The sequence below is a fragment of the Streptomyces africanus genome (assembly GCF_030816955.1).
GTDB classification, from domain to species: Bacteria; Actinomycetota; Actinomycetes; order Streptomycetales; family Streptomycetaceae; genus Streptomyces; species Streptomyces africanus.
The window spans coordinates 3,813,832-3,825,634 of the sequence record NZ_JAUSYP010000001.1 but is presented as its reverse complement, the minus strand read 5'-3'; the positions used below and the strand labels follow the sequence as shown (position 1 = coordinate 3,825,634).

The window sequence follows — 11,803 nt, the reverse complement described above, 5'->3', positions numbered from 1 at the left end:
CGTGCGGTTCCGGCTGACGGACGACCAGCGGGCCTTGCGAGACGCCATGCGGCAGCTGCTGGCGCGGCACTTCGACGGGACGGCGCTGCGGGCCGCCGCGCAGGGCCCCGCCCGGCTCGACCGGGAGCTGTGGCGGGCCCTCGGCGACGCCGGGTTCTTCGCGCTGCGGCTGCCTCAGGCGCAGGGCGGGGTGGGACTCGGGCTGCCGGAGGCGGTGTTGGTGTTCGAGGAGGCGGGGCGGGTGCTGCTGCCCGGGCCCTTGGCCGCCACCCATCTCGCCGCCGGTGTGGTTCCGGGAGCCGCCACCGGGGAGACGGTCGTCGCGGCCGTGGACGGCGGGCTCGTGGAGTGGCCGGCACAGGCCGACGTCGTACGCGGTGACGCCGCCGGAGCCGTGCCGGTGCGCTCCCTCGACCCGCTGACGCCCCTGCACCGCGTGCCCGGCGGCACGGCGGCGGAACCGGACCCGGTCGCCGTCCTCCTCACCGCCGCAGAGCAGCTCGGCACGGTCGGCCGCGTCTGCGAACTGGCGGTGCAACACGCCCGGGCGCGCGAACAGTTCGGACGGCCCGTCGGGAGCTTCCAGGCGGTGGCACACCTGTGCGCCGGGATGCTGGTCCGGTCCCGGACGGCCCGCGCGGCGGTGTACGCGGCGGCCGTCACCGCCGACCCGGTCGACATCGCCGCCGCCCGTCTGCTCGCCGACGAGGCCGCCGTGCGCGGCGCCCGCGACTGTCTCCAGGTGCACGGCGGCATGGGCTTCACCTGGGAGTCCGAGGTCCATCTCCATCTGAAACGCGCATGGGTTCGAACCCAGCGTGCGGGCGGAGTTACGGAGAGTGAGGAGATTCTTGCGGCCGCTCTGGCGGCCGGAGGAGCCTGACAGGCCGCCTGGCTGCGGTGTCACCGAATATGCCCGTGGAGATGTCGCGGATCGTGGCATCCCGTGATCACGGAGCGTTGATATCGGCTTGTGTCCCCGGAGCGACTCGTCACGGCCCGGAGTCGACTGCGGGCTCCGGTACCTTGTGTGAGATGCGAGTGGTTCTGAGCGCGGTACGACCCAGTAGCGCCGCCTGTTCGACTCCCCGCAGCGAGCGTCGCACAGTATGCCGCACGGGTACTCCTTCGCGCTGGAATATGCCCGAAGCGCTTGTTGGGGTGACTGTACGTCAACCATGCTGTCCCACAAGGGATTCACGTTGCGTGATCCTTGTCCCGGCCGTTGTTCTGGCCATGCAGAAAATGGCTACGATCGTGGCCCTCGTGAGGCGCGAGCCTAAGTGTCCGCCGGTTCGGATGGTGTGAGCGGTGCAGGTGCTTCAAGTGCAGCTGGAGATCCGGCCCGACCCCGCAGAAGTGGGGCGGGCCCGGCGGTGGGCCCGCTCCCGCCTGGCCGGGTCGGGCATACAGGCCGACGAGCCGCTCGCCGAGACCCTGATCCTGCTCGTCTCCGAGCTGGTCACCAACGCCGTGGTGCACACCGGCCGGCCCGCCGTGCTGCGGCTGTCCCTGCCGCACGCGGTGACGGAGGAGGTCACCGTCCGCCTCGAGGTCGCCGACCGCAGCGGCCGGGCCCCCGTGCCCCGGTGTGCGGACGACGACGCGACCGGCGGCCGGGGCCTCGCCCTCGTCGACGGCCTCGCCGACCGCTGGGGCTGGAGCGTCGAGAGCACCGGCAAGCGCATCTGGTGCGAACTGGACCGGTGTTCGAAGTCCCCCGAGGTCGCGGCCGCCTGCGGGGGCGGCGCGGTGGCGTACGGCGGCGGGGCCGCCATGGAGGGGTTGGCCTACGAGGCCGTGTGAGCCGGCGTGGGGTGGTGTACGGCGGCACATGCCGCGCGGTGTTGCGGCGGGGCCGGGGCACGGTCGCACGGCAGATCCGCCGTTTTCGTCATGGCATGCGGCGATGCGCCGGGACGTGCTTCCGTGCGCGCCCAAGGTGAAAGCCGCATAAGCGACAAATCCCCGAATGGGTGTTGACGCGTCGTGACCATTTGCTCACGCTTGTGGGCAGCGATTCGCCGTGAGGGGACGGCGAGGGCCGGCGACGGCGGCCCTCGGCGAGTGCGAGTCGTGACTCGGCGTCGGCTCCCTTTTCAGGGCCACGGGAGCCGGGGCGGGAGCGCCGGAGTCGGGTGGTGGCGCGCGCTGCCGTGCTCGGGGCGAGCAGCGCGGCGCCGCCATCCAGCTTCCCGGGGTGGGGTGGCGGCCCGGCGTGCGGGCTACAGGACGGCGACCGGGGCCACCGGAGAGCCGGTCGCTCCCGTGAACGGCTCGGGTGTCGCCGCCAGCAGGAACGCGTAGCGGCCCGCTTCTCCACAGGCTGTGGACAACTTTTCGAGATTCCAGTTCTGGCCCTGAGGCATCCCCATCTCCACGAGATGGAGGGCGTGCACCGGCAGCCACAGGTCCTCCACCTCGGGCGGGAACACCTCGAAGGTGAGGGTGTCGTTGGCGACCGCCGCGACGTCGCGCGCGTGGAACCACTCCGGTGTCCGGATCGACAGCCCCGGCGACGGATAGGCGTACGCGTGCCGGTCCCCGGCCAGGCAGAGCTGGACCTGCCCCGTCCGCACGAGCACGACGTCGCCCGCCCGCACGCGCGTACCGGCCAGGTCCTCGGCCGCGTCCAGGTCCTCGGGCGTGACGGCGTATCCGCCGTCGAGCCGGTCCGTGCCCCGGGCCCGGGCGACGTCGAGCAGTACGCCGCGCGAGACGAGGTGCCGGACCTTGTCGATGCCGCTGAACTCGGCGCCGTCGTGCGCGGTGATGGAGTGCGCCGGGCGGCCGTTGTAGAGCCTGCCCGAGTGCGAGACGTGCGGCAGCGCGTCCCAGTGGGTGGCCGCCTGGAGCCCCATGGTCACGGCGTCGTCGCTGCACGCGACGGTGCCCGGGCCGAAGAGCTCCTGGTTGATCTGCACCATGACGTGCAGCGGGTCGATCCGCCCCGGGATCATCCCCGTCTGGACGCCGTCGCGCCTCAGGGGCAGCGCGAGCGGGATCCGGCGACCGGTGCGGACCGTCGCCGCGGCCTGACGGACGACCTCGTCGGTGATCAGGTTCAGTGTGCCGAGTTCGTCGGCGGCTCCCCAACGGCCCCAGTTGTTCACGCGCTTGGCGATGTCGTGGAACGCGTCCGGCAGCGACATGAGTCCTCCCCGGGGCTTGTGCTCCCGTATCTGACGGGTCGTAGAATCTGGAGGTCTGCAAATCTAACGGTCCGTCAGAAACCGTGGGACGGGAAGGGGCCGGGCGTGGGGAACTTCTTGGCAGGCAAGGTCGTCGCCGTCACCGGCGCCGGGCGGGGCATCGGCCGGGCGGTCGCGCTCGCGGCGGCGGCCGAGGGAGCGAAGGTCGTCGTCAACGACTACGGCGTGGCGGTCGACGGCGCCTCCCCGACCAGCGCGGTGGCCGAGGCCGTGGTCAAGGAGATCGAGGCGGCGGGCGGGGACGCCGTCGCCGTCGCCGACGACATCTCCACCATGGCGGGCGGGCAGCGGGTCGTCGACGTGGCGCTGTCGTCGTACGGGCGGCTCGACGGGGTGGTGTGCGTGGCCGGGATCCTCCGGGAACGGATGCTGTTCAACATGACCGAGGAGGAGTGGGACCCGGTCGTCGCGACCCATCTGAAGGGCACGTTCACCGTGTTCCGGGCCGCCTCGACGGTGATGCGGGGGCAGCGCGCCGGCACGCTGATCGGCTTCACCAGCGGCAACCACCAGGGGTCGGTGTCGCAGGCCAACTACAGCGCGGCCAAGGGCGGGATCATCTCGCTCGTGCGGAGCGCGGCGCTGGGGCTGCACAAGTACGGGGTGACCGTGAACGCGGTGGCACCGGTCGCGCGTACGCGGATGTCCGCGGGGGTGCCGATGGAACTGGCGGAGATCGGGGAGCCGGAGGATGTCGCGGCGCTGGTGGTGTATCTGCTGTCCGACGAGGCCTCCCGGCAGGGGATCACCGGGCAGGTGTACACGGTCGCCGGGGCGAAGATCGCGGTGTGGGCGCAGCCGAGGGAGCTGCGGGCGGCGTACTCCGCCTCCGGCGGGTGGACCGTGGAGAGGATCGCGGAGTTTCTGCCCGGGTCGGTGGGGGTGGATCCGATGCCGATGCTGGAGCGGGTGCGGGAGATGGAGAGGGCGGCTCGAGAGGGGGAGCGGCCGAACGCCCAGTAGCTCGGGGGTGCGTGTGGTGGTGCGGCTGCGGGTGCGTGGGGGCTTGTCGCGCAGTTCCCCGCGCCCCTTGGATTGCTTCGCAACCCGCCGGCAGTCGCCACCCACCCCGCATCAGCCTCATCGCAGCAGTCACTTCGGACTAGGGCGGCAACCGTGGATTTCGGGTTCGCGCAAGAAGACGAGGACTTTCGTGCCGAGGCTCGTTCCTGGCTCGCCGCGCATGCCGACGGGGCGAATGAGCGCCGTTCCTGGGAGCGCACCCTCGGGGCGGCCGGCTGGATCGGGATCGGGTGGGGGGCGGGCGGGTACGGCAATCGCGCTGCCACGCTCACCCAACAGGTCGTGTGGGCCGAGGAGTACGCGCGGTCGGGCGCGCCCCCGCGCTCCGGGCACATCGGCGAGAACCTCCTGGCCCCCACGCTCATCGCGCACGGCACCGAGGAGCAGAAGTCCCGCTTCCTGCCCCCGATCGCCGCCGGTGAGGAACTCTGGTGCCAGGGGTACAGCGAACCCGGCGCCGGCTCCGACCTGGCCGGTGTCCGGACCGCGGCCGTGCGCGAGGCGGACGGTCGTACCTACCGGGTCACCGGGCAGAAGATCTGGACGTCGCTCGCCCACGAGGCGGACTGGTGCTTCGTGCTCGCCCGCACCGAGCCCGGCTCGGAGCGGCACCACGGACTGACCTTCCTCCTCGTCCCCATGGACCAGCCGGGGCGGATCGAGGTCCGCCCCATCCGGCAGCTGACGGGTACCAGCGACTTCAACGAGGTCTTCTTCGACGGGGCGCGCGCGGAGCATGTCGTCGGCGGTGCGGGCAACGGCTGGCGTGTCGCCATGAGCCTCCTCGGCTTCGAGCGGGGCGTGTCCACGCTGGCGCAGCAGATCGGCTTCGCCGAGGAGCTGGGCAGCGTGGTGCGGGCGGCCGTGGAGTCGGGCGCGGTGACGGATCCCGTCGTACGGGAACGGCTCGTCCGGCAGTGGGCCGAGCTGCGCACCATGCGCTGGAACGCCCTGCGCACCCTGGGCGGTTCGGGCGACGCGGGAGCCCCGAGCGTGGCGAAGCTGCTGTGGGCCGGCTGGCACCAGCGGCTCGGGGAGCTGGCGGTGCTGGTGCGGGGCGCGGCGGCGAGCGCCGGTCCGGCGGACTGGTCGCCGGCGGCGCCGTACGCACTGGACGCGGCGCAGCACCTCTTCCTCTTCTCCCGGGCCGACACCATCTACGGCGGCTCGGACCAGATCCAGCGCACGATCATCGCCGAGCGGGTGCTCGGCCTGCCCAGGGAGCCCAAGGGAGCCGCGTGATGCGAGGCGTGATCTTCGACGGGAAGCAGGTCCGGGTCGTCACGGACCTTCAGGTGCGGGAGCCGGGGCCGGGTGAGGTGCGCGTCGCGATCTCGGCGGCGGGGCTGTGCCACAGCGATCTGTCGGTGGTGGACGGGACCATACCCTTCCCGGTTCCTGTGGTGCTGGGCCATGAGGGGGCGGGTGTGGTGGAGGCGGTGGGGGAGGGCGTCACGCATGTCGCGCCCGGGGATCACGTGTCCCTGTCCACGCTCGCGAACTGCGGTACGTGCGCTGAGTGCGACCGGGGGCGCCCGACGATGTGCCGGCAGGCGATCGGGCGCCCGGGCCGGCCGTTCCGCCACGCCGGCCTGCCGGTCCACCAGTTCGCCGCGAACTCGGCGTTCGCGGAGCGCACGATCGTGAAGGCCGTACAGGCGGTCCGGATCCCCGAGGACATCCCCATGGCGTCGGCGGCGCTCATCGGATGCGGGGTGCTGACCGGTGTGGGCGCCGTGCTGAACCGGGCGCGGGTCGACCGCGGCGACAGTGTCCTGGTCATCGGGGCGGGCGGCATCGGCCTGAACGTGGTGCAGGGGGCGCGGCTCGCGGGCGCCCTGCGGATCGTGGCCGTCGACGCCAACCCGGCGAAGGAGGAGGTGGCACGCCGCTTCGGCGCGACGGACTTCCTCACCTCGACGGCAGGCGTGCGGGACATCCTGCCCACGGGCGTGGACCACGCCTTCGAGTGCGTCGGCCGGGTGGAGCTGATCCGGCAGGCGATCGACGCGCTGGACCGGCACGGCCAGGCGGTCCTCCTCGGGGTGCCGCCGGCCACGGCCGAGGCGTCCTTCCGCGTCTCGTCGATGTACCTCGACAAGTCCGTCCTGGGCTGCCGCTACGGCTCCTCCCGCCCTCAGCGGGACATCGCCCTGTACGCCGAGCTGTACCGCCAGGGCAGGCTGTTGCTCGACGAACTCGTCACCCGGACCTACCCGGTCGAGGACTTCGAGAAGGCGGCGGCGGACGCGGAGGCGGGGCGGGTGGCGCGCGGGGTGCTCACGTTCTGACGGCCGCTGTGCGGTCCTTTCCGGTCCTTATCGGTATCTTCTGGTCCTTTCCGGTCCGGAAGGTGCGCCGGTAGGCGGTGGGCGTGACGCCGAGCGCCGCCTGGAGGTGCTGGCGCATCGACTGGGCCGAGCCGAAGCCCGCGTCGCGTGCCACCTGGTCGACGGAGCGGTCGGTGGTCTCCAGCAGGTGCCGGGCCCGTTCCACGCGCTGCTGGGTGAGCCACTGGCCGGGGCTGACGCCGGTCTCCTCGCGGAAGCGGCGGGTGAACGTGCGCACCGACATGGACTCCTGGGCGGCCATGTCGCGCAACTGGATCGGCTCGTGGAGACGGCCCAGGGCCCAGGCGCGGGCGGTGGTGGTGGAGGCCTGCTGCGGATCGGGCACCGGCCGCTCGATGTACTGCGCCTGACCGCCGTCGCGGTGCGGCGGTACGACCGTACGGCGGGCCACGTCGTTGGCGACGGCGGCGCCGTGGTCCCGGCGCACGATGTGCAGGCACAGGTCGATGCCGGCGGCGACGCCCGCGGAGGTCAGCACGTCGCCGTCGTCGATGAACAGCACGTCCGGGTCGACCCGGATCCTGGGGAAGAGCCGCTGGAGGCGTGCGGCGTCGGCCCAGTGGGTGGTGGCGGGGCGGCCGTCGAGGAGGCCCGCGGCGGCGAGGACGTAGACGCCGGTGCAGATGGAGGCCAGCCGGGTGCCGGGCCGGAGGCGGGCGAGGGCCGCGGCCAGTTCGTCGGTCAGCACGCCCTCGCGGTGGACCGGGCCGAGTCGGTACGAGGACGGGATGATCACCGTGTCGGCATCGGCGAGGGCCTCCGGCCCGTGCGCCACGTGGATGGCGAAGTCGGCGTCCGTGTCGACGGGGCCCGGCGCCCGGACCGAGCAGGTCACCACCTCGTACAGGCGTCGTCCCAGGGCGTCCTTGGGGCGGCCGAAGATACGGTGCGGGATGCCCAGTTCGAACGGGAGCAGCCCGTCGAGGGCGAGGACGACGACGCGGTGGGGACGGAAGCCGGCGGCCGGGGCGCGGTGGGCATGGCTGGCCGATGTCATGGCCCGATCCTAGCGAATGCTGTCCTCCGGGCCACTCGATGGAGCCTGCCGCAGGCCGGAAGCTCTATGTCGTGACCCAGACAAGCGAAGCCGCAGCAGTCGCACAGCAGCCGCCGAAGCCGGGCCGCGGCAGCCGCATACGCGTGCACCGGGCCTGGTTCGTCGCCGCCGTCACCTTCGTGACCATCATCGGCGCGGCCGCCTTCCGTTCGGTGCCGGGCCTGCTCATCGACCCGTTGCACGACGAGTTCGACTGGTCGCGCGGCACGATCGGCGCCGCCGTCTCCGTCAATCTCGCGCTGTACGGTCTGACGGCCCCGTTCGCGGCGGCCCTGATGGACCGCTTCGGCATCCGCCGGGTCGTCGCGGTCGCCCTGACGGTCATCGCGCTCGGCTCGGGCCTCACGGTGTGGATGACGGCCGCCTGGCAACTGATGCTGTGCTGGGGCCTGTTGGTCGGCCTCGGCTCCGGCTCCATGGCGCTGGCGTTCGCGGCGACCGTCACCAACCGCTGGTTCACCGAGCGGCGCGGCCTGGTCAGCGGCATCCTCACCGCCGCGTCCGCCTCCGGCCAGCTGATCTTCCTGCCCCTGCTGTCCTGGATCGTCGAGCGGCACGACTGGCGTCCGGCGGCCGTCACGGTCGCGCTCGCCGCCCTGGCGGTCGTCCCGTTCGTCTGGCTCCTGCTGCGCGACCACCCCGCGGACGTGGGCCAGAAGCCGTACGGCGCCACCGAGTTCGTACCGAAGCCCGCACCGGTCCCCGGCGCCGCCCGCCGGGCCGTGACCGTCCTGTTCTCGGCCGCGCGCACCGGCCCGTTCTGGCTGCTCGCCGGCACCTTCGCGATCTGCGGCGCCTCGACCAACGGCCTGATCCAGACCCACTTCGTGCCCGCCGCCCACGACCACGGCATGCCCCTGACGACCGCCGCCTCGCTGCTCGCGGTGATCGGCGTCTTCGACGTCGTCGGCACGATCGCCTCCGGCTGGTTCACCGACCGCTTCGAAGCCCGGCGCCTGCTCGCCGTCTACTACTCCTTGCGGGGCGTCTCCCTCCTCTTCCTGCCCCTCCTCCTGGTGACGCCCGGCGTCCAGCCGCCGATGATCTTCTTCATCGTCTTCTACGGCCTCGACTGGGTCGCCACCGTCCCGCCCACCCTCGCCCTGTGCCGCGAGCAGTACGGCGAGGACAGCGCGATCGTCTTCGGCTGGGTCCTCGCCTCCCACCAGGTCGGCGCGGCCCTCGTCGCCTTCCTCGGCGGCCTCGCCCGCGACACGTTCGGCTCGTACGACGTGGTCTGGTACGCGTCGGGCGCGTTGTGTGCGGTGGCGGCGTTGATGGCGCTGGTGATCCGGCGGCGGGGGGTGGGGGCGGAGGCCATGGCCTGAGAGCGGGCCCCCGCCTTAGCCGTGTCCTCCGCTCAAGTCGGGCCGGGCTCGGTGAATGCCCGTCGGCTGTGCAGGAGCAACTCCCGCAGGGCGGGGCTGTGCTGGCTTTTCCAGATCAGGGCGAGCAACGCCGGTGTCTCGACGTCGTCGAGGGTGCGGGCGGTGAGCCGGTCGCGGTGGTCCGCGGCCATCGACTCGCTGAGGACGGCGACGCCGAGCCCGCGGGCGGCGAGGTCGGCGATCGCCTCCGCCGAGCTCGCCTGCAGTGCGATCGCGGGCTGGAGGCTCTGTGCGGCGCAGGCGCGGTCGAACACTGTGCGCAGACCCGTACCGGGTGGCATGCACACGATGGAGTGAGCGGCCAGATCGAGCAGAGTGACCCGCCGTTGTTTTGCCAGGGGGTGCCCGGCCGGAACCGCTGCGACGAGCCGCTCGCTGATGATCGTCAGCGCGTCCAGCCCGTCCGGAGCGGCGGCTGCGGTCCCGATGAGAGCCAGGTCGACGGTGCCGGCCCGTACGCCCTCGACGAGCCGGTCGGAGTTGTCCTCCAGCAGGGAGATCTCCACACCCGGATGCGCCCGGTGGAAGGTGGCGAGGGCGTCGAACAGCGGCGTGACGGTGCAGCCGATGACCATCCCGACCGTGAGCCGACCTCGGATCAGGTCGGTGACCTCACCCACCGCTTGGCCGACCGCATCGGCTGCGGCGAGCGCGGCGCGGGCGTGTTCGAGCGCGGCCTTTCCCGCCACGGTGAGGGTGGCGGTGCGCGCCGAGCGGTGGAACAGTTCGGCGCCGAGTTCGCGTTCCAGTTGGCGGATCTGGGCGCTGACACCGGACTGGCTGATGTGGACCCGCTCGGCCGCCCGGGTGAAGTTCTGTTCCTCGGCCACTGCGACGAAGTATTCCAGCTGCCTCAGTTCCATGACCGGCAATTCTAGTTTCCAGAAGAACCATCTGTTGGACTTCTGGTCGGCGGCCGACCAGGCTGGAAAGCGCTGGAAAGCACTGGAAAGCACTGAAGCCCGACGTCAGGAGGTACCCGTGCCGGAGTACGAGAAGGCCATGCGGCCCGAAGACATCACCCGCTTGTTCGTCGAACGCTCCAACGCCGGTGACGCGGCCGGGGTTGCCGCACTGTACGAAGAGGACGCAGTGCTGGCCTACCCGCCCGGCGAGCAGACGGTGGGCCGGGAGGCGATCCGTGCGCTGTGGGAAAAGGTGCTGGCGGGCCGTCCCCGCTTCGAGCCGGAACAACCGCTGCCGACGCTGGTCAGCGGCGACATCGCGCTCACCTCGACCCCGCCGAAGGACGGGGCCGGCGCCCGGGCCCAGGTCGTCCGGCGCCAGCCCGACGGAAGCTGGCTGCGCGTGCTCGACCAGCCCGAGTTCGTCCCGCCCGAGCGTTGAGCCGGCTCTGGTGCTCGGCCGGATATGAGCGTCACAGTTCGATCTGGTATCGGATGAAACCGCGGTTCTCCGCCACCTTGTCGTAAAGGTGCCGTGCCGTGCTGTTGGACTCGTGGGTGTTCCAGTACACGCGGCAGCAGCCGCGAGCCCGGGCCCGGTCGGAGACGGCGGTGATCAGCGCGCGAGCCGCGCCCTTGCCGCGTACGGCCGGTGCGGTGAAGAGGTCTTGCAGGTAGCAGACGTCCGGCCCCGACGTGCTGGGGTGGACGAAGAAGTGCGTGATGCCGACGAGCCTGTCGTCCAGCCTCGCCCCGAGGGCGTGCAGACGTGTGTCGGCCTGGAACTCGCGCCAGGCCCGGTCGTACATCTCGGGCGGCTCGACCCGCTCGTAGAACTCGATGTACGCGCGGAACAGGGCCTCCCAGTCATCCCTGTCGGACGGCACGAGCTTGCCGATACGGATCATGCGGCCCACCTGTTCGTTCACCGCCGGGGTCCCTTCGTCGCGGTCTGCAGGATGTGGGACAGGACGGCCGAGTAGTCCTGGCCGGCGCGTCCCGCGCGCTCGGCGTCGACCAGCCAGTCCCGGGCCGCGGCGGTCAGGCCGAGGCCGAGCCCGCCGTCGGTGACGGCGTCGACGACGAGGTCCGCGTCCTTGCGGGCCAGGGCGAGTGCGAAACGCGCCGGATGGTCGCCGGCCTCGATCGCAGGGCGGCGACGCGCGGCCTGCTCGGCCAGCGGTGTCACGCCCAGCACCTCGTGCAGGGCCTCCCACGACAACCCCAACGCGCCGCCCAGCGCGAGGGATTCGCCCAGCACGCCCAGCACACCGAAGAGCGCGTTGTTGGCGACGAGTTTCGCCGCGGTGCCGGCCCCGAGCTCCCCGACCCGCAACGGTGCACCCAACTGCGTCAGAAGGGGCAGGCATCGCTCGACCAGCTCGTGCGGGCCACCCACCAGGAGCCGCAGCGTCCCTGACGCCGCCTCGGCCACGCTGCCGAGCACCGGCGCGTCCAGCAGTCCCGTACCCGGTGGCAGCGCATGCGCGAGACGGGTCACCGACGACGGCGACACCGTCGACATCTGCACGACCACCGCTCCCGGTTGAACCCCGGCCGCGATCCCGTGCTCGCCCTCGGCCACTGCCAGCAGTGCCTGCGGGTCGGAGACCATCACGATCACCGTCTCGGCCCCCCGCGCCGCCTCCGCCGGACTCGCCCCGACCACGGCGCCCGCCTCCCGCAGCGCCGCGACCCGCCGCGGCGAGCGGTTCCAGACGGTGACCCGGTCACCGTTGCCCAGCAACCGGCGGGCGATCGGCGCGCCCATCGCGCCGAGCCCGATGACAGCGACCCGTTCCACGCTCATGCTCCCTCCGTCCCGCCTTCCGACGTCGAACGTAGAGGGCCACAGGACCAGACATAA

12 protein-coding genes are annotated in these 11,803 nt (G+C 72.2%); 7 read left to right on the top strand and 5 right to left on the bottom strand.

The window, feature by feature from the left end; translation table 11 throughout:
* The first annotated feature begins 1 nt into the window (after position 1).
* Together QF034_RS17620 and QF034_RS17615 are read left to right on the top strand one after the other, a co-directional pair.
* Positions 2-883 carry an acyl-CoA dehydrogenase family protein gene (locus QF034_RS17620; protein WP_307179905.1) on the top strand — a complete coding sequence of 294 codons (882 nt, stop codon included), beginning with the start codon at positions 2-4 and terminating at the stop codon, positions 881-883.
* Positions 884-1,326: 443 nt separating this feature from the next.
* Entirely contained in the window at positions 1,327-1,806 is a 480-nt protein-coding gene (locus tag QF034_RS17615; protein ID WP_307179904.1) for an ATP-binding protein, read from the top strand.
* Between the two features lie 419 nt (positions 1,807-2,225).
* Here the strand turns inward: QF034_RS17615 and QF034_RS17610 are convergent, their stop codons facing one another.
* Complete coding sequence (locus tag QF034_RS17610) at positions 2,226-3,152, bottom strand: cyclase family protein (RefSeq protein WP_307175874.1); 927 nt, start codon at positions 3,150-3,152, stop codon at positions 2,226-2,228.
* 105 nt (positions 3,153-3,257) lie between these two features.
* On the opposite strand from QF034_RS17610, the gene QF034_RS17605 reads away from it, so the two are divergent.
* From QF034_RS17605 to QF034_RS17595, 3 genes are all read left to right on the top strand, one after another.
* Entirely contained in the window at positions 3,258-4,175 is a 918-nt protein-coding gene (locus QF034_RS17605) for an SDR family oxidoreductase (RefSeq protein ID WP_307175873.1), read from the top strand.
* Between the two features lie 153 nt (positions 4,176-4,328).
* On the top strand, positions 4,329-5,477 hold the full coding sequence (locus QF034_RS17600; RefSeq protein ID WP_307175872.1) for an acyl-CoA dehydrogenase family protein: 1,149 nt from the start codon (positions 4,329-4,331) through the stop codon (positions 5,475-5,477).
* The gene (locus QF034_RS17595; RefSeq protein ID WP_307175871.1) at positions 5,477-6,526 is read left to right on the top strand and encodes a Zn-dependent alcohol dehydrogenase; all 1,050 of its coding nucleotides are present in this window, start codon (positions 5,477-5,479) and stop codon (positions 6,524-6,526) included. Before QF034_RS17600 ends, QF034_RS17595 begins: the two co-directional genes overlap by 1 nt.
* On the opposite strand, the gene QF034_RS17590 is transcribed toward QF034_RS17595, so the two are convergent.
* Positions 6,516-7,583, bottom strand: a complete 1,068-nt coding sequence (locus QF034_RS17590) for a GlxA family transcriptional regulator (protein WP_307175870.1) — start codon at positions 7,581-7,583, stop codon at positions 6,516-6,518. The genes QF034_RS17595 and QF034_RS17590 overlap by 11 nt on opposite strands.
* 71 nt (positions 7,584-7,654) lie before the next feature.
* Here QF034_RS17590 and QF034_RS17585 point away from each other — a divergent pair, with 71 nt between their 5' ends.
* Entirely contained in the window at positions 7,655-8,971 is a 1,317-nt protein-coding gene (locus QF034_RS17585) for an MFS transporter (RefSeq protein ID WP_307175869.1), read from the top strand.
* Between the two features lie 32 nt (positions 8,972-9,003).
* Here the strand turns inward: QF034_RS17585 and QF034_RS17580 are convergent, their stop codons facing one another.
* On the bottom strand, positions 9,004-9,894 hold the full coding sequence (locus tag QF034_RS17580) for a LysR family transcriptional regulator (RefSeq protein WP_307175868.1): 891 nt from the start codon (positions 9,892-9,894) through the stop codon (positions 9,004-9,006).
* A gap of 118 nt (positions 9,895-10,012) precedes the next feature.
* On the opposite strand from QF034_RS17580, the gene QF034_RS17575 reads away from it, so the two are divergent.
* On the top strand, positions 10,013-10,378 hold the full coding sequence (locus tag QF034_RS17575; protein WP_307179903.1) for a YybH family protein: 366 nt from the start codon (positions 10,013-10,015) through the stop codon (positions 10,376-10,378).
* A 31-nt stretch (positions 10,379-10,409) separates the two neighbouring features.
* Here QF034_RS17575 and QF034_RS17570 read toward each other — a convergent pair whose 3' ends face one another.
* Complete coding sequence (locus tag QF034_RS17570; RefSeq protein ID WP_307175867.1) at positions 10,410-10,865, bottom strand: GNAT family N-acetyltransferase; 456 nt, start codon at positions 10,863-10,865, stop codon at positions 10,410-10,412.
* Positions 10,862-11,746, bottom strand: coding sequence for an NAD(P)-dependent oxidoreductase (locus QF034_RS17565; protein WP_307175866.1), 885 nt, complete (start codon positions 11,744-11,746; stop codon positions 10,862-10,864). The genes QF034_RS17570 and QF034_RS17565 overlap by 4 nt, the downstream gene beginning before the upstream one ends.
* Between the last annotated feature and the right edge of the window lie 57 nt (positions 11,747-11,803).